Annotated in this window: 14 protein-coding genes and 1 riboswitch; of the genes, 7 read left to right on the forward strand and 7 right to left on the reverse strand. The window is 74.1% G+C overall.

The window, feature by feature from the left end; genetic code table 11:
• Positions 1-270: 270 nt before the first annotated feature.
• A complete protein-coding gene (locus GPA02_RS16760) occupies positions 271-1,545 on the reverse strand; it encodes an NAD(P)/FAD-dependent oxidoreductase (RefSeq protein WP_156201593.1) in 1,275 nt (424 codons plus the stop codon).
• A 164-nt stretch (positions 1,546-1,709) separates the two neighbouring features.
• On the opposite strand from GPA02_RS16760, the gene GPA02_RS16765 reads away from it, so the two are divergent.
• Complete coding sequence (locus tag GPA02_RS16765) at positions 1,710-1,919, forward strand: hypothetical protein (RefSeq protein ID WP_156201594.1); 210 nt, start codon at positions 1,710-1,712, stop codon at positions 1,917-1,919.
• Here the strand turns inward: GPA02_RS16765 and GPA02_RS16770 are convergent.
• Genes GPA02_RS16770 through xseA form a run of 4 tightly spaced genes read right to left on the reverse strand, consistent with a single transcriptional unit; the run spans position 1,909 to position 5,022 of the window.
• Complete coding sequence (locus GPA02_RS16770) at positions 1,909-2,562, reverse strand: carbonic anhydrase (RefSeq protein WP_156201595.1); 654 nt, start codon at positions 2,560-2,562, stop codon at positions 1,909-1,911. The genes GPA02_RS16765 and GPA02_RS16770 overlap by 11 nt on opposite strands.
• Positions 2,559-3,476, reverse strand: coding sequence for a carbohydrate kinase family protein (locus tag GPA02_RS16775; RefSeq protein WP_156201596.1), 918 nt, complete (start codon positions 3,474-3,476; stop codon positions 2,559-2,561). Before GPA02_RS16775 ends, GPA02_RS16770 begins: the two co-directional genes overlap by 4 nt.
• Positions 3,473-3,712 (reverse strand): exodeoxyribonuclease VII small subunit, encoded by a 240-nt coding sequence (locus GPA02_RS16780; RefSeq protein WP_156201597.1) that lies wholly within the window; start codon positions 3,710-3,712, stop codon positions 3,473-3,475. The genes GPA02_RS16775 and GPA02_RS16780 overlap by 4 nt, the downstream gene beginning before the upstream one ends.
• Positions 3,709-5,022, reverse strand: coding sequence for an exodeoxyribonuclease VII large subunit (gene xseA, locus GPA02_RS16785; RefSeq protein WP_156201598.1), 1,314 nt, complete (start codon positions 5,020-5,022; stop codon positions 3,709-3,711). Before xseA ends, GPA02_RS16780 begins: the two co-directional genes overlap by 4 nt.
• A gap of 141 nt (positions 5,023-5,163) precedes the next feature.
• Here xseA and GPA02_RS16790 point away from each other — a divergent pair, with 141 nt between their 5' ends.
• Positions 5,164-6,168, forward strand: coding sequence for a 4-hydroxy-3-methylbut-2-enyl diphosphate reductase (locus GPA02_RS16790; protein WP_156201599.1), 1,005 nt, complete (start codon positions 5,164-5,166; stop codon positions 6,166-6,168).
• Between the two features lie 122 nt (positions 6,169-6,290).
• Here the strand turns inward: GPA02_RS16790 and GPA02_RS16795 are convergent, their stop codons facing one another.
• Positions 6,291-6,800 carry a winged helix-turn-helix domain-containing protein gene (locus tag GPA02_RS16795; RefSeq protein WP_156201600.1) on the reverse strand — a complete coding sequence of 170 codons (510 nt, stop codon included), beginning with the start codon at positions 6,798-6,800 and terminating at the stop codon, positions 6,291-6,293.
• Between the two features lie 368 nt (positions 6,801-7,168).
• Here GPA02_RS16795 and GPA02_RS16800 point away from each other — a divergent pair, with 368 nt between their 5' ends.
• Positions 7,169-11,575 (forward strand): carboxypeptidase regulatory-like domain-containing protein, encoded by a 4,407-nt coding sequence (locus tag GPA02_RS16800; protein ID WP_162457805.1) that lies wholly within the window; start codon positions 7,169-7,171, stop codon positions 11,573-11,575.
• A gap of 497 nt (positions 11,576-12,072) precedes the next feature.
• On the opposite strand, the gene GPA02_RS16805 is transcribed toward GPA02_RS16800, so the two are convergent.
• Entirely contained in the window at positions 12,073-13,749 is a 1,677-nt protein-coding gene (locus tag GPA02_RS16805; RefSeq protein WP_204986663.1) for a DNA recombination protein RmuC, read from the reverse strand.
• A 184-nt stretch (positions 13,750-13,933) separates the two neighbouring features.
• A riboswitch (TPP riboswitch) is annotated at positions 13,934-14,045 on the forward strand.
• A gap of 45 nt (positions 14,046-14,090) precedes the next feature.
• On the opposite strand from GPA02_RS16805, the gene GPA02_RS16810 reads away from it, so the two are divergent.
• From GPA02_RS16810 to GPA02_RS16825, 4 genes are read left to right on the forward strand one after another with little or no spacing between them, the layout of a single operon-like run.
• Entirely contained in the window at positions 14,091-14,774 is a 684-nt protein-coding gene (locus tag GPA02_RS16810; RefSeq protein ID WP_156201602.1) for a YkoF family thiamine/hydroxymethylpyrimidine-binding protein, read from the forward strand.
• Entirely contained in the window at positions 14,771-15,370 is a 600-nt protein-coding gene (locus tag GPA02_RS16815) for an ECF transporter S component (RefSeq protein WP_156201603.1), read from the forward strand. Before GPA02_RS16810 ends, GPA02_RS16815 begins: the two co-directional genes overlap by 4 nt.
• Positions 15,367-16,887 (forward strand): ABC transporter ATP-binding protein, encoded by a 1,521-nt coding sequence (locus GPA02_RS16820; RefSeq protein ID WP_156201604.1) that lies wholly within the window; start codon positions 15,367-15,369, stop codon positions 16,885-16,887. Before GPA02_RS16815 ends, GPA02_RS16820 begins: the two co-directional genes overlap by 4 nt.
• Entirely contained in the window at positions 16,884-17,672 is a 789-nt protein-coding gene (locus tag GPA02_RS16825; protein WP_162457806.1) for an energy-coupling factor transporter transmembrane component T family protein, read from the forward strand. The genes GPA02_RS16820 and GPA02_RS16825 overlap by 4 nt, the downstream gene beginning before the upstream one ends.
• The last annotated feature ends 4 nt before the right edge of the window (positions 17,673-17,676 follow it).

Here is a 17,676-nt window from a genome sequence, read left to right on the forward strand (position 1 = left end):
CGACCGGCCGGAGCGAGCCGCGCATTACGGTGGACCAAGAGAAGGCCTCCCTCGAGTGACGTTGAACACCACTCAGAATGGAGGCCTTCTCCCTACATCCGTGTCACCAACGTGCTGACCGAGTACACCTAGGTTTCAACCCACGTCTGCCCCCTCCCAGGGTTTCAACCCACTTCTGCCCCCTCCCACGGTTTCAACCCACTTCTGCCCCTCCGAGGCGGGCGAAAGTGGGTCGAAACCGCTCCTGGGGGCAGAAGTGGGTTGAAAGCGTCAGCGGCGGAGGGGGTCGAGGGGGCGGAGCACGTCGGGGGTGCGGCCGGTCGTCACGAGCTCGGCGACCAGCCGGCCGGTGAGCGGGCCGAGCGTGATGCCCCACATGCCGTGCCCGCCGGCCGCGACCACGCGGGGCGAGCGGGTCGGGCCGATCAGCGGCAACCCGTCCGGCGTGCAGGGGCGCGAGCCCACCCACTCGTCCTGCCGGTCGTCGAGATCTGCCCCGGCGAGCAGGGGCCGTGCGGCGCGCACGATCGCCTGGATGCGGCGCGGGTCCAGCGGCTCGTCCGGGCGCCGGAACTCCATCATCCCGGCCACCCGGTAGCGGTCGCCGAGCGGGGTGCAGGCCACCCGCTGGATCGGGAAGTACAGCGGCATCGTCGGCATCGGGTCGACCGGCACCGTGAACGAGTACCCGCGCCCGGCCTGCACGACCATCCGCACCCCGAACGGTCGCGCCAGGTGGCCGAGCCAGGCGCCGGTCGCCAGCACGACGACGTCGGCGGCCAGCCGCTCCTCCTGCTCGCCCTCGCGCACCCGGACGGCGGCCGGCCGGGTGGGCGTGCCGCCGTCGACCTCGGTCGCGGTGACGCCCTCGCGGATCGTCACGCCCGCCGCTCGGACGGCGCGGGCCAGCGAGGCGAGGTAGCGCGGCGGGTCGAGGAACCGGGTGCCCTCCAGCCGGATCGCGCTGACGACCCGGTCCGACACCGCGGGGGCGAGCGCGCGCACCTCGTCCCCGCCGATCAGCTCGGCCGCGACCGGCTGCCCCTCGGCGCGGATCTGCGCGAACTCGTCCATGAGCAGCCGGTGCTCGTCGGCCCCCGCGAAGCACGCGAGGAAGGGGTCGCCGGGCCGGGTGGGCTCGTCGACGCCGCCGTCGGCCAGCTCGTCGAACGCCTCCAGCGCCTGGCTGTTGAGCGGCACGTACGCGCGCATGGCGCGGCGCCACGCGCGCGAGGTCGAGTGGCGAAGGAAGCCGAGCAGGAAGCGGATGAGGTCGACGTCGGGGCGCAGCGGCACGTACAGCGGCGAGTCGACCGAGAGCATCGCCCGCAGGCCCGTGCGCAGGATCGCCGGCTCCGGAAGCGGCGTGGTGATCGGCGGCGTCAGCCAGCCGGCGTTGCCCCACGACGACCCCGCGGCCACGCGGTCGGACTCGACGACGGTGACGTCCAGCCCGGCGCGCCTCAGGTGCCAGGCGGTCGCGAGCCCGACCATGCCCGCACCGACGACGACCGCGGACCCCGGCTCCGGAAAGCGACGTTGCATGAGCCCATCTTGCATGCTGGACACCTGTCGGGCGTGCCCACCGGGCGGAGGAGGTGCGCCGCGGCCGTCTCCACCCCCGGGATGACCCAGGACGAGCCCTGGGGCCGACGACGCGCGCGTCGTCGTCGAGCACGCTGGTGTCGTACCCAGGAGGAGGTCGTGCGATGGACACCAGGACCCGCCGTCGTCGCGCGCAGGCGCTGGCGCCGAGCGGCGTCGCGCTCGTGCTCGCGGTCGTCGCGCTCGGGCTGCTGCTCTCCCAGCTTCTGCTCGACGCCGGCGCACCGCTCGCGCTGGCGGTCGCCACCTCCGTCGCCGTCGCCCTGACGGGGCTGGGCTCGTGGCGGATGCTGCGCTCGGACCTCAGTCGATGACGCCGACGGACTCGACGACGCTCACGCGCCCGTCGGCCAGCGTGTACTCCGCGCCGACGATCGCGCAGCGGCCCTCCTCGACCGCGAGCGCGAGGCTGCGCGAGTAGTTGCCGAGCATGTGCACGGTGCTGCTGACGTGCTCGCGCCCGAGCTCGGCCGCGCCGGGCACCTCGAGACCGAACCCCGCGCTCGCGTCCACGCCCGCTCGGGTCGAGGCACGCGTGACGATGCTCGGGATCACCCGGTCGACGACGGCGCGGATCATCCCGTGCGGCATCTCGCCGGTGATGAGCGCCTCGCGGGCGGCGCCGACCGCGCCGCACGAGTCGTGGCCGAGCACGACCACCAGCGGCGCGCCCAGCACGTCGACGCCGTACTCGATCGACCCGAGCACCGTGGTGTCGACGACGTGGCCGGCCGTGCGCACGACGAACATGTCGCCGAGGCCGCGGTCGAAGATCAGCTCCGCGGCCACCCGGGAGTCCGAGCAGCCGAAGATCACCGCGAACGGGTGCTGCTCGGTGCTGACCTCGGTGCGTCGGTCGACGCCCTGGCTGGGGTGCAGCACCTCACCGCTGACGAACCGTGCGTTGCCCTCCCGCAGGGCCTGCCAGGCCTCGGCGGGGCTCTGAGCCGCGGTCACGTCGGGTCCAGCTCGGCGCGCGTGGGCGGGTTCGCACCCGGCCTGGAGACGGTGATCGCGGCGATCCGCGCGGCCCAGCTCATCGCGCTGCGCAGGGTGGCCTCGTCGATCGCCTGCAGTCGTGCGCGCCGGGAGGCGCCGAGAAGGCCGGCGGTCCACAGCGCGTCGACGAGCCCCGCCATGTAGGAGTCGCCGGCGCCGACGGTGTCGGCGACCGTCACCGGCGGTGCGGGCACGTGCACCTCCAGGCCCGTGCTGGTGACGGCGGTCGAGCCGCGCTCGGCCTGCGTGACCACGACGAGCGCCGGCCCCTGGGCCGCCCACTCGCGTGCCGCGTCCATCGGGTCGAGGTGCGAGTACAGCCAGCGGAAGTCCTCGTCGGAGGCCTTGATGACGTCGGCGCGCGACGCCATCCGCTCGATCGCGGCCTCCGCCTCCAGCGGCGTCCCCATGATCGAGGGCCGGGCGTTGACGTCGTAGGTGACGGTCGCGTGCTCGCGCGCGGCGAGCGCGATCTCGGCGACGGCGTCGGAGCCGGGCCGCAGCGTCGCCCCGATCGAGCCGGTGTGCATGACCGCGAGCTCGTCGTCGAGGTGGACCTCGGGCACGTGCCAGAGCAGGTCGAACTCGTAGGTGGCGGCGCCGTCGGCGTCGAGCGTCGCCTGGGCCGTCGAGGTGCGCGGGGCGCCGTCGGAGCCGGGCACGAGCACCACGCCCGACGCGCTCAGGTGGTCGCGGACCACGTGGCCGCGCGGGTCGTGCCCGAACCAGGTGGCGAGCTGGGTGCGGCGGCCGAGCCGCGCGAGCCCGATCGCGACGTTCGCGGGCGAGCCGCCCGGGTGTTCGTCGGTGCGTCCCTGGGCTTCCTGGACGACGTCGACCAGGGCCTCGCCGATGACCAGGGCGCGGCTCACTCGTCCTCCTCCGGTGCGTCCTCGGGGCTCTCGACGGCGTCACGCGCCGCCGCGAGCCGCTCGCGGGCGTCGTCGATCACGCGCTGGCAGCGGTCGGCCAGCGCCTCGCCGCGCTCCCAGAGCGCGAGCGAGTCCTCGAGGCTCGCGGCTCCCGACTCGAGCCGGGCGACGACCTCGACGAGCTCGTCACGGGCCTCCTCGTAGCTGAGCGTGGCGACGTCGGGCTGTTCGGTCACGACGTAGATCCAATCACTGGTGGCGCGTCGTCGTCACCGTCGGCCCCGGTGACCTCCAGGTCCAGCCGGCCACGGGCGACGAGCGCGGTGAGCGGGTCCCCGACGTCGACCTGGTCGGGGGAGCGGACGACCTCGCCGTCGGCGGTGCGCAGCACGGCGTAGCCGCGGTCGAGGGTCGCCTGCGGCGACAGCGTGCGCAGCGCCGTGCGCAGCGTCGCCACCTGCGCCGCCGCGGCCTGCACGTGCGTGTCGAAGGCGCGCCGGGAGCGGTCGCGGATGCCGTCGAGCTGCGCGACGTGGGTGTCGAGGATGCGGGTGGGGTCGACCAGCACCGGCCGGCTGCGCAGCGCCGCGAGGCGATGCTCCTCGCCGTCGAGCCGGTGTCGCACGATCGCCCGCAGCCGGTGCCGGACGGCGCGCAGCGCCTCGCGCTCGTGCGCCACGTCCGGCACGACCCGCTTGGCCGCGTCGGTCGGCGTGGAGGCGCGGTAGTCGGCGACGAGGTCGAGCAGCGGGTTGTCGGTCTCGTGACCGATCGCGGACACGATCGGGGTGCGGCACGCCGCGGCCGCGCGCACCATCGCCTCGTTCGAGAACGGCAGCAGGTCCTCGGTGGCGCCGCCGCCGCGCGTGACGACGATGACCTCGACCTCGGGGTCGGCGTCGAGCTCGCCGAGCGCGCGCACGACCTGGCCGACGCAGCTGGGGCCCTGCACCGCGACCTCGCGGATCTCGAACCGCACCTGCGGCCACCGGTCGCGGGCGTTGACGACGACGTCGTCGCGCGCCTTGGCCTTCGGCGCGCACACCAGCCCGACCTTGCGCGGCAGGAACGGCAGCGGGCGCTTGCGCTCGCGGTCGAACAGCCCCTCGGCCGCCAGCAGCCGCTTGAGCTGCTCGACGCGCGCCAGCAGGTCGCCGATGCCGACGGCGCGGATGTTGCGCGCCGACAGCTGCAGCGTGCCGCGCTTGACCCAGTACTCGGGCTTGGCGTGCACGACGACGTGGGCGCCGACCTCGATGCCCGGGATCGCCAGCAGCACGCGCTTCGCCATCGTGACCGTGACCGACATGTCGACGTCGGTGTCGCGCAGCGTCACCCACGCGGTGCCGCTGGAGTTGTGCGCGTTGAGCTCGACGATCTGGCCCTCGACCCACACGCTCGGCATGCGCGCGACGTAGTCGGCGATCTTCGACGACAGCAGCCGCACCGGCCACGGGTTCTCGGGCGTGGTGTCGAGCGCCTTGGTCGGCAGCGGCGCGCGCGGCGCGCCGTCCGACGCCCCGGTCGCGGTGCTCTGCTCGGTCACGCCCCTAGCCTGCCGCACCCGTGGGACACGACGCGCCCGGCGGCGGCCGGCGACGGCGGTGTGGGCGACACCACCGGAGCGGGTGCGGGGTCGAGGCCCCGTCCCCGGGGGAACGCGAGACGGGCATGGGAGACTGGGGGAGTGAGCGACGCACCGACCAAGAGGATCCTGCTGGCAGCCCCGCGCGGCTACTGCGCCGGGGTCGACCGGGCCGTCGTCGCCGTCGAGAAGGCTCTCGACCACTACGGCGCTCCGGTCTACGTCCGCAAGGAGATCGTCCACAACAAGTACGTCGTGGAGACGCTCACCGAGCGCGGTGCGATCTTCGTCAACGAGACCGACGAGGTGCCCGAGGGCGCCCGCGTCATCTTCTCCGCGCACGGCGTCTCGCCGGCGGTGCACGCCCAGGCGGCCGCGCGCAACCTCGACACGATCGACGCCACCTGCCCGCTGGTGACGAAGGTGCACAAGGAGGCCGTGCGCTTCGCCAACGACGACTACGACATCCTGCTGATCGGCCACGAGGGCCACGAGGAGGTCGAGGGCACCGCGGGCGAGGCCCCCGAGCACATCCAGCTCGTCGACGGGCCCGACGCGGTCGACGCGGTCACCGTGCGCGATCCCGACAAGGTCGTCTGGCTCTCCCAGACCACGCTGTCGGTCGACGAGACCATGGAGACCGTGCGCCGGCTGCGCGAGCGGTTCCCGAACCTCGCCGACCCGCCGAGCGACGACATCTGCTACGCCACCCAGAACCGGCAGGTCGCGGTCAAGAAGATCTCACCGCACGCCGACGTCGTGATCGTCGTCGGGTCGGCCAACTCCTCGAACTCGGTGCGCCTCGTCGAGGTCGCCCTCGAGACCGGCGCCGGCGCCGCCTACCGGGTGGACCGCGCCGCCGAGCTGCGCGAGGAGTGGTTCGACGGCGTCACGACGGTCGGTCTGACCTCCGGCGCCTCGGTGCCCGAGATCCTCGTGCGCGACGTCATCGACCACCTCGCGACGCTCGGCTTCGGCGACGTCGAGGAGGTCCGCACCGCGACCGAGGACCTCATGTTCTCGCTGCCTCGCGAGCTCCGCGCGGACCTCAAGAAGGCCGGTCAGCCCACCAAGCGGCCGCGCCAGCTCGACCTGCGCCCCGTCTGAGCCTCGCGTCGTCGGCGGACGACGCCCCCCGACGTCGCCCGACGACGCGAGCGCTGCACGACGGACGGCGATCCCTGACGACGTGAGCGACGCCGTCCGGGACCGCGATCCGTGCCGCCGCGCTACCCGCTCACGACGAGCCGGTACCCGATGCCGCGCACCGAGGCGATCTGCAGCCCCGCGAAGGCGTCGAGACGCTTGCGCAGCCGCTTCACGGCGGAGGTGACGACGTCGGGCGCACCGAGGTAGCCGGTGTGCCACACGCGTGTGGTCAGCTCGGCGAACGACCAGACGCGCTCGATCTCCGACGCCAGCGCCGCCAGCAGGTCGAACTCGCGCGGCGAGAGGTGCAGCGGGCGGCCCGAGATCGTCACCTCCCGCGCCGCGAGGTCGACGCGCAGCGGGCCGCGCTGCAGGACGGAGCCGCGCGGCGGCGGCGACGGATCGGGCGGCCCCGCCGCCGGCAGCCCGACCGGAGCGCGCCCGAGCAGTGCCCGCGCCCCGTCGGTGTCGGCGGCGGCGACGACGACGGCCCGGTCCTTGACCAGGCGCGCGACCTCGCTGCAGGCCTCGAGCGACAGACCCACGCAGAGCACGTAACCCTGGTCCGTCTCGGAGACATCGATTGACATGGAACTGACCTCCACCCCCCCGGGGAGTCATCACTCGGATCCTTTCCGACGTTCAGGCCGTCGTCAAGCGGTTCCAAGGTCGCTCACAGGTCGTCGTCAGGTCCGCGTCGTCCCCGACCCGACCCTGAACTGCCCCTGACCTGCCCGTGACCTGCCCCCGAACCAGCCTTGCCGGTCCGTAGCGCGGGACGGGACCGTGGAGAGGTCCCTCACCTGGGGCGACGTCTCGGCGCCTGGTGGACGACGCCAGGCCATCGACAGGAGGCACAGTGCGCACACCACCCGTGTCAGCCGCCAGACGGCTGGCGGTCGCTGCCACCGCAGCGGTAGGGCTCGCCGCGACCATGGTCGCGGGCGCCGTACCAGCGATGGCGGAACCCGACGATCCTGTGGCCGCGACGGCGGACGACAAGTTCACCGAGCAGGCCATGACCACGCTGTCGGAGGAGAAGACGGCAGACTTCTGGATCAGGTTCGCCGATCGAGCGGACCTCACCAGCGCCGCGGCCATCCCCGACTGGGATGCCCGCGGCGTCGCTGTCTACGAGGAGCTCACCGCCACCGCGGCGGCCTCGCAGGCCGACACCGTCGAGGCCCTCGAGGCGGCCGGCGTCGACTACACGCCGCGCTGGATCACCAACGCGATCCTCGTCCACGACGGCACCCTCGAGCTGGCGCGCCAGCTCGCGGAGAGCCGGGACGTCCTGGAGATCCGCGAGACCGTCGTGTACCCGCTCGTGGAGCCGGTCACCCGGATGACGACGACCGACATCCGGACGGACGCCGTCGAGTGGGGTGTCGCCGACATCAACGCCGACGACGTCTGGGACATGGGCATCACCGGCGAGGGCATCACCGTCGCCAACATCGACACCGGTGTGCAGTACGACCACCCGGCGCTCGTGGACCACTACCGCGGCAGCAACGGCGACGGCACCTTCACCCACGACTACAACTGGTTCGACGTCTCCGGCGCCTGCTCCGTCGGGCCGTGCGACACCAACGGTCACGGCTCGCACACGATGGGCACGATGGTCGGCGACGACGGCGACGCCAACCAGATCGGTGTCGCACCCGGCGCGGACTGGATCGCGGCCAACGGCTGCGACACCTGCGCCGACGACGACCTGATCGCCTCGGGCGAGTGGATCCTCGCGCCCACCGAGGTCGACGGCGACAACCCGGACCCGACGCGGCGTCCGCACATCGTCAACAACTCCTGGGGCTCGCGGTTCCCGTCGAACGACCCGTTCATGGAGGACGTCATCGCGGCCTGGGAGGCCGCCGGCGTCTTCGGCTCCTGGTCGAACGGCAACTCCGGCCCGTCGTGCGAGACGAGCGGCTCGCCGGGCAGCCGGACCCTCACCTACTCGGTGGGCGCCTACGACGTCAACGGCAACATCGCGAGCTTCTCGGCACGCGGTCCCGGCCAGGACGGCACGATCAAGCCGAACATCGCGGCGCCGGGCGTCAACGTGCGCTCCTCGCTGCCGGGCAACGGCTACGGATTCGGCGACGGCACCTCGATGGCGGCACCGCACCTGGCCGGCGCGGTCGCGCTGCTGTGGAGCGCGGCACCGTCCCTCATCGGTGACGTGCGCGCCACCTGGGAGCTGCTCGACGAGACCGCGATCGACGTCGACGACACCACGTGCGGCGGCACCGCGGACGACAACAACGTCTGGGGCGAGGGCAAGCTCGACGCGCTCGCGCTGGTCGAGGCCGCGCCGATCGGCGACGCCGGCACCCTCACCGGTGCGGTCACCGGGTCGGACGGCGGCGCCGTCGCCGGCGCCCGTGTCGAGATCGTCGGCCCCACCGAGCGCACGGTGACGACCGACGAGAACGGCGTCTACACCGCCGCCCTCGCCGCCGGCGACTACGAGGTGACGGTCTCCGCGTTCGGCTACGCCGAGCAGACGCAGACCGCCGCGGTGCCGGAGGGCGAGACCGTCTCGCTGGACTTCGTGCTGGAGGCCGCGAGCGAGTTCACGGTCTCGGGCACGGTCACCAACGCCGAGACCGGTGAGCCGGTCGAGGGTGCGACGGTGGGCCTCGGCTCGCCGATCGAGCCGGTGACCACCGACGCGGACGGCGCGTTCAGCTTCGCCGACGTGCCGGCGGGGACCTACACGCTCACCGCGACGGCCGGCGCGTGCGCCGACCCGTACTCGGAGAGCCTGACGGTCGACGGCGACGAGACCGTCGACGTCGCGCTCGAGCCGGTGTTCGACGCCTACGGCTACTACTGCACGGTCGGCACCGCCGACTACCTGCAGGGCGAGGACGCCGTCGACCTCTCCGGTGACGAGGCGACGACGCTGCTCGACCTGCCGTTCGCGTTCTCGCTGTACGGGGAGAGCTACGAGCAGGTGCACGTGTCCACCAACGGGCACCTCAACTTCCTCTCGCCGGTGACGGCGTTCGGGAACGTCGAGATCCCGTCGACGGGGCTGCCGAACGCGGCGCTGTACGCGTTCTGGGACGACCTGCAGATCGACGAGGAGGGCGGCGTCTACACCGCGGCCACCGAGGTCGACGGCGAGGCGGCGTTCGTCGTGGAGTACCGCGACGTGACGTTCTACGGTGCGGCGAACCCGCAGCGGCTGAACTTCTCGGCGACCCTGCTCGAGGGCGGGGACGTGATCTTCGGCTACGGCGACCTCACCGAGGACGACAGCCGTGCAGCCGGTGACAGCGCCACGGTCGGCATCGAGAACGCCGAGGGCACGGTGGCCCACCAGTACTCGTTCAACAGCGCGGTGATCGAGCCGGGGCTGTCGATCAGGTACGGGCTGCCGCCGCACGGGTACGTGCACGGCACGGTCGTCGACGCCAACGACGGGCTGCCCGTCGCCGGTGCGACCGTCACGGCCACGCCCGCCGACGGCGACGACCCCGTGGTCGTCACCACGGCCGAGGACGGCAGCTACGAGGCGCTGCTGTTCTTCGGGGCGTACACGGTGACGGTGACGGCACCCGGGTACGAGACGGCCAGCACCGACGTGCTGGTCGACGTCGAGGACGAGCGCAACACGTTCTCGCCGCAGCTGCGGACGGGCATCGCGGACGTGGCGCCGTCGTCGTTCGAGTGGGTCCTCACCGAGGGCGAGAACCGGACGGCGGACCTCACGATCACCAACTCGGGCTCGCTGCCGCTGGACTACACCATCGGTGAGCTCCCGAGGAACGTGACCGCGGAGGCACCGGCCCCGGCGCTGTCGATGGGGGCCACGACCCCGGGCATCGTGCCCGAGGACGCGACCACCCTTGCCGAGGCGCAGGCCTCGATCGCGGAGATCGAGGCGGCGGCCGCCGAGTCGGACACCGAGGCGACCACCGCGATCGGGCTCTACACCGACGCGCAGCAGGACGCGCTGGCGAACCGCACGGTGACCCCGGACGCACCCGGCGACGTGCTCGACGAGTGGAGCACCGGGCTGCCCGGTGTGACATGGGGCATCGGGTACGACAGCGACGTGTGGGTCTCCGACGCGGAGGCCGTCACCAACAACCGGTTCACGACGTCGGGCGACCTGCTCGACTCCTACCCGGCGACCTGGGGCGGCACCTGGTCGGGTGACCTCGCGCTCGACAGCAGCACCGGCGACATGTGCCAGGTGAACGTCGGCGGGGACAACGCGATCGTCTGCTTCGACCCGGCGACGGGCGCGGAGACCAGTCGGCTGACCGGCTCCCCGTGGGCGAACGTCTCGCAGCGCGGTCTCGCGTACAACCCGGTCGACGACGTGTTCTACACGGGCGGCTGGAACGAGGGCGTCATCTACACGGTGGCCGGGTTCTCGCACCCGACGCCGGGGGAGACGCTCGCGAGCTGCCGTCCCGCGGACGCGTCGATCGCCGGTATCGCGTACAACCCGACGTCCGACACGATCTGGTTCGTCAACAGCGCGCTGGAGACGCTGATCTACCAGATCTCGCCGGAGGACTGCTCGACGATCTCCACGGTCGGCTTCCCGAGCTCCGGCGCGGGTCCGGGCGCCGGGCTGGAGATGGACGCGACGGGTGCCCTCTGGGCCGGTGACCAGCTCACCGGCGAGGTCTACCTCATCGACGTCGGCGACCCGAACGTCACGGACGTCCCGTGGCTGACGGTCGACCCGGCCGAGGGGACCGTGGAGGTGGGGGAGACCGCCACGCTCGGCGTGACGGTCGACACCACCGGGCTGGAGCCCGGCGTGTACGGCGCGAACATCCTGGTCGAGACCAGTGCAGGCCGCGTGCCGACGGTCACGATCCCGGTGACGCTCGTGGTGTCGGCGTACCAGGTCGGCGTCAACGTCGGCGGTGACGAGTACACCGACGGCGACGACCTGACCTGGCAGGCCGACCAGCCCCTGGCCGGCAACGACTGGGGCTGGATGGGCCAGCGGGTGTCGGTGGAGACCACCGACGAGGCCATCGGCGGGACGACGGACGACACGCTCTTCCAGTCCCGACGCACGGGGATCTTCTCCTACGTGTTCTCCGACGCGCCGGCGGGCACCTACGAGGTGGTGCTGGGCTTCGCGGAGTTCGAGGAGTGGTACCCCGAGCGTGACCGCGTCTTCGACGTCCTCGTGAACGGCCGGTACCAGCTGGTGGCGCACGACGTGGCGGCGGAGGCGGGCGGCCTGTGGGCCGACGAGCACGTGATCGTGGTCGACCACCCCGGTGGCGACCTCGAGATCGAGCTCCTCAACCGCAGGACGTACGACTACCCCATCGTCAACGCGCTCTCGGTGACGGAGCGGCAGGACCGCACGGCGGGGTGATGACGAGGGGCTGAGCCCCTCACCGAAGCGGCGGCGGCCGGACCTGGGGTGGGTCCGGCCGCCGTCGCGCGTCTCGGGGTGGGTTCGGCTCGCGTGCAGAACCGACCACCGGGCTGCTGATGTGCACCGAGAGGGCCGCTTCGCGTGCAGAACCGACCACCTGGGCGGGTCGTGCACGCGGCCCGTGCTTGACGACGCGCTCGACCGACCGCCGCTCCCGCGCACCGACGAGCCGTGTTGCGGCAGGTACCGCAGCACAGCAGGAGGCCGCGCGACGCGACGCATCTGCGCGCCGCCGCCCGTGGGGTGCTCCTGCGGTGCGTGCGTGGGGCCCGCGGCGGTCCTGGCGCGCCGACGCTCCCCGCACCGGCGACCGGGTCGGGTGCGGCGCTCGCGGCCACGGTCGTCCCCGTGCCTCCCGCTTCTCGCGCGTCCCGCCGCTCGGCGCCACCCCGCAGGGCCCGCGAGGGCCGCCTGCGCGGCCCCCTCAGCCCACCTCAGGCGCGCTTGCGCTCCCGGTGGGGCTGCTCGACGTCGGCGATCTCCAGCAGGGCGAGGGTGTCGTCATCGGCGTCGAGGACGGCGCGACGCTCCTCCTCGGCGTCGAGGACGGCGCGACGCTCCTCCTCGGCCGCGCGGTCCTCGGTCACGGCGGCCGTGATGGCCCGGGGGCTCTCGCCGCCGTCGTAGAGGTCCGGCTTGGCCGCGGGCACCGCCAGGACCTCCAGCGGCGGCGGCGTCTCGAGCGGGTTGTCGAGGCCCTGCAGCGCGCTGAACCGGCGCACCTGCGTCACCAGCTGGCTGTCGAGCGAGCGGTTGAGCTTGTTGAACTGCTCGACCGTGCCGTTGAGCCGCCGGCCCAGGTCGGCCAGGTGCTTGCCGAACGTGGCGAGCCGCTTGTGCAGCTCCTTGCCCACCTCGAACACCTGCTGCGCCTCGCTGGCCAGCCGCTCCTGTCGCCACGTGTAGCCGACCGTGCGCAGCAGCGCGACGAGCGTCGCCGGCGTCGCGATGACGACGTTGCGCTCGAAGGCGCGCTCCCACAGCGTCGGGTCCTGCTCGAGCGCGGCGTTGAGGAACGTCTCGGCCGGCACGAACATGACGACGAACTCCGGCGTCGCGGCCAGGGCGTCCCAGTACGCCTTCGCGCCCAGCGCGTCGATGTGCTCGCGCATGTGGCGGGCGTGGGCCTCGAGCCGCTTCGCCCGGACGGTGTCGTCCTTGGCCTCCATCGCCTCCAGGTAGCCGTTGAACGCGACCTTGGAGTCGACGACGACGTTCTTCTCGCCCGGCAGGTGCACCACCAGGTCGGGCCGCAGCAGACCGTCGTCGGTGCGCAGCGTCTCCTGCTCGGTGAAGTCGACGTGCGCCACCATGCCGGCGGCCTCGACCACGCGGCGCAGCTGCAGCTCGCCCCAGCGGCCGCGCACCTGCGGCGCCCGCAGCGCGGTGACCAGCTGCGCCGTCTCGGTGCGCAGCGCCTCCGAGGAGCTCTGCATGGCGCGCACCTGCTCGGCGAGCGCCCCGTGCGCCTCCGCGCGCGCCTTCTCGGCCGCCGTCATCTCGGTGCGGACCTCGCCGAGCGTCCGCGCGAGCGGCTCGACGAGCTGGCGCACCGCCTCCTCGCGCTTCGCGAGCTCGGACTGGCTGGTCTCCTGGGCACGCTTGAGCCGCTCCTCGGCCTGCCGGAGGAACGCCTCGCTGTTGGCCTCGAGCGCCTTCGCGGAGAGGGCCGTGAACTCGTCCTTGAGCCGCTGCTGGTCCTGCCTGAGCTCGGCCAGCCGCAGCTGGGCGGCCTCCTGCTCGGCCCGCAGCCGCTCCGCCGCGGTGCGCTCGACGTCGGCCACCCGCTCGGCGGCGACCCGCTCGGCATCGGCGAGGCGCTCGGCGGCGCTGCGCTCGGCATCGGCGAGCCGCTCCGCCGCGGTGCGCTCGACATCGGCGAGCCGCTGCTCCCACGCAGCCTCCCGGTCGGTGAGACGCTGCTGGAACGACGCCTGGGCGTCGGCGAGCCGTTGCTCGGCGGCGGTCTGCACGTCGGCCAGCCGCTGCGCGGCCGCGCGACGCTCGGCCTCGACGTCGGCACCGGTGCCCGAGCGACGCCCGAGCAGCCAGCCGGCGACGGCGCCCACGGCCAGGCCGAGGACGCAGAGCAGGAGGGGCAGCAGATCCATGCCGTCGAGACTGTCACGCACCGGCGACATCACGACGCAGCCGCGCCGTCCCACGGCCGATCACGGTCGTGGGCGCCGACACGGGGCGCGCCGGCCCCGACCGGACGGCCCTGCCGCGGCTCCGACGTCACCGCTGCCCGCACACCGGACACCGGCTGCACCCGGTGCCCGTCGCCGGTAGCGTGGTGCACACCACGGGAGTCCGGTAACGGCCGGGCTGAGAGGAAGGTTCCCAACCTTCGACCGTCGAACCTGATCCGGGTCATGCCGGCGCAGGGAGGTCTCACGCGTGAGTCGCCCGACTCCTCGCGTCCCGTGTCCGCACGAGACGTGAGGACACCATGACGAGCACGACCAGCACCACCAGCACCCCGCAGGCCGCGACCGCCGCCCTCCCCGCCGACCCGGTCGAGGCTGCCGCCGCCCTCGGCGTGGGCGCCCGCATCACGCTGTCGGTGATGAGCGACGACTACGTCCGCGTCATCACCGACGCGCTCGCCGCCGTCGACGGCACCGGCCTGGAGCTGGACACCGACCGGGTCTCGACCTTCGTGCGCGGGCCCGAGCAGCGCATCGCCGAGTACCTGCGCGATCTCGTGGCGGCGGCCGCGGCATCGGGCCACCACGTCGTCGCGACCCTGATGGTCTCGCGCGGCTGCCCGGGCGAGGTGTGCGGCGTGGTCCCGCCACCCGCCGTCGAGACCCCACGCCTGACGCCGACCGGGCTGATCGTGCAGGCGCAGTGGTCCCTGTACCCGCTGTTCGACCCCGTGTCCGCACCGCCCGACGGCGTCCCCGCCGACGCCGACCACCTCGCCCCGGTCTGGGCCGCCATCGACCGTGCCCGCGAGGCGGGCACCTTCCTGCGTGCCGAGCACTTCGTCACGACCCTGCGCGGCGACCTCTCCGACGTGCTCACGACCGTGCTCGACACCTGGCTCGCGGCGGCGCAGGCCACTCAGCACGTGGTGACGCACGCGACCGTCGTCGCCCACAGCCCGGCCGCCTCGGAGGCGCTGCGATGAGCGCGCTGCGCGCCCGCTGGCGCACCCGCGACCTCGTGCTCGTCGTCGTCCTCGGCGTCACCTTCGGGTTCCTGTACTGGGTGCTGGTGCAGGCGTGGGTGGGGCTCTCGGTGCTCGCGGGGCCCTTCGGCGACCTCACCCAGCACGTGCTGCTGGGCGGCTGGCTGCTGGTCGCCCCGCTCGCGGTCGCGATCACCCGCCGACCGGGCTCCGGGGTGGTGGCGGAGGTGATGGCCAGCGTCGTCGAGGTCGTGTTCCTCGGCTCGCCCGTCGGGCCGATGCTGCTGGTGGCCGCGCTGCTGCAGGGCGCCGGCAGCGAGCTGCCGTTCGCGCTCACCCGGTACCGCCGGTTCACCTGGGGCGTCTACGCGCTCTCGGGCGCGCTCGGGGCGTTCCTCGTGTTCTGGTTCACCGCGGTGCGCGCGGGCTGGTTCGGGTCCGACCTGCTCCTGCTGCGCCTCGGCCTGCAGGTCGCGTCCGGGCTGCTGCTGGGCGGGCTGCTCGCCCGGGTGCTCGTGCAGGTGCTGCGGCGCACCGGGGTGCTCGACTCGTTCGCGATCGCTCGCGCGGACGCCTCGGCGCCCGCCCGCGCGTGAGCGTGCTGCGCGTCCGGGACCTGACGGTCACCACCGCGACCGGTCGCACCCTGCTCGCCGGCGTCGATCTCGACGTCGGCGCCGGCGAGCAGGTGCTGGTCGTGGGGCCGTCGGGCTCGGGCAAGTCGACGCTGCTGCGCGTGCTCGCCCGCCTGGAGCCCGCCCCGGGCGGCACCGTCACCGGCTCGGTCGAGCTGGCCGGTGAGCAGGTCCTGGGCCGTGACCCCGACGAGGACCCGCCGCCTCTGGACGTCGGGTGGCTGCCGCAGGATCCCGCGGCCGGCGCGTGCCTGCCGATCGTCGCCGACGACGTCGCGTTCGGGTGCGAGAACCGCGCCTGGTCGATCGACCGCGTCGAGGCCGCGATCGACCGAGCCCTCGCGGCCGTCGACGGCCTCGCGTGGCGCGACCGCGACACCGGCACGCTGTCGGCCGGGCAGGCGCAGCGGGTCGGGCTCGCTGCGGCGCTCGCGCCGGAGCCGGCGCTGCTGCTGCTCGACGAGCCGACGGCGCTGCTCGACCCGGGCGCGCTGCGCGGCGTGCAGCGCGTGGTCGCCCGGCTGCGGGGGCAGCACGACCCGCCCGCGGTGCTGCTCGTCGAGCACCGCCTCGACGAGTGGGCCGACGCCGGCGAGCTGCCGACCCGCGTCGTCGCGCTCGACGGCGGCCGGGTCGTCGCGGACGGGCCGGCCGAGCGGGTCTGGCGCCGGGTGGGCGCCGACCTCGCCCGGGCGGGCGCCCACCTGCCGTGGCCGGTCGAGGCCCGGCTGGGGAGATCGCCCGACGGCGATCCGCCTCCGCTCGCACCGTCGGTGCCGGGCAGCGTCGAGCCGGGGGCGACGCTGCTGCGTGCGACGGGCCTCGCCGTTGGGCACGGGGCGCCCGTGCTGACCGATGCCGAGGTGACGGTGCGAGCGGGGGAGGTGGTCGCCGTCGTCGGGGCGAACGGGTGCGGCAAGTCCACGCTGCTGCACACGCTCGCCGGGCTGCACGCGCCGCTCGCCGGTGAGGTGGCGCGGCCGGCCGGTCGGCCCGCGCTCGTCCTGGGCGACGCCGAGCACCAGCTGCTGGGGCAGACGGTCGCCGAGGAGCTGGCGATCGGCGGCACACCGCCCGACGTCGTCGAGCGCACGGTGCGGGCGCTGCGGCTCGACCCCGACGCCTCGGTGCACCGGCTCTCCGGCGGCGAGCAGCGCCGGCTCTCGGTCGCGACCGTGCTGCAGGGGGAGCGGGCGGTCGTGCTCGCCGACGAGCCGACGCACGGTCTCGACCGGGCCGGGGTGCGGTGGGCGGTGCGCACGCTCCGCGCCGCCGCCGAGGCGGGGCGCGGGGTGCTGCTGACGACCCACGACCTGCGGTTCGTGCTCGAGGTCGCCGACCGCGTGCACGTCGTCGTCGGCGGGCGGCTGCGCGGCGGCGGGCCGACGCGCGAGGTGCTCGCGGGCGACCTGACGGCGCTCGCGGGCCTGCCGCTGCCCGCCGCGGCACGCGTGGCGCTGACCGGGGCGGCGGCGTGAGCGCGACGCTGTCGGCGCCGGTGGGCGCGCGGTCGCGGCGCGGTGGGCTCGCGCGGCTGAACCCGCTGACCCCGGCGGCGCTGCTGCTCCTCCTGGGCGCCTCGGTCTCGTTCGTGCTCGACGTCGCGGCGCTGGTCGGCCTGCACGCGTGGCTGCTCGTGGTGCTGGCCGCCGGGCTGCGGGCCGGCCCGGCGGAGCTGCTGCGCGCGCATCTGACGTTCGCACCGTTCGCGCTCGGGGTGCTGATGACGAACGCCGTCAGCAGGCCGGGCAGGGTGCTCGCCGAGGTCGGCCCGCTGCTGGTGACCGACGACGGGGTCCGCGTCGGCGCCGCGCTCGCGCTGCGCGTGCTGGTGGTGGCGGTGCCGGCCGTCGTGGTCGCGCGGCGCTCCGACGCCACCCGGCTCGTGGTCGCGCTCGTGCAGCACTGCCGGGTGCGGCCGCGCGCCGGCTTCGCGGTGCTGACGGCGCACCGGATGCTCGCCGAGATGCCGCAGCGGTGGCGGCTGCTGCTGTCGTCGGCGCGCAGCCGGGCGCCGCTGGACCGTCGCGGCCGGCCCCGGATCGGGGCGCGCGGCTACGCCCGTGCGGCGCTGGCGCTGCTCGTCGGCGGCATCCGGCGCGGCAACCACGTCGCCGACGCTCTCGACGTCCGCGGGATCGGTGCGCCCGTGCGCACCTCGCGGCGGCAGGAGCCGTTCCGGCGGACGGACGGCGTGGTCGCGGCGGTCGTCGTCGTGGGCGCGCTGCTGGCAGCGCTGGGTGCGCGGCTGATGGGCGGCTGACGGC

Source organism: Actinotalea caeni, assembly GCF_009733795.1.
Lineage (GTDB): Bacteria > Actinomycetota > Actinomycetes > Actinomycetales > Beutenbergiaceae > Pseudactinotalea > Pseudactinotalea caeni.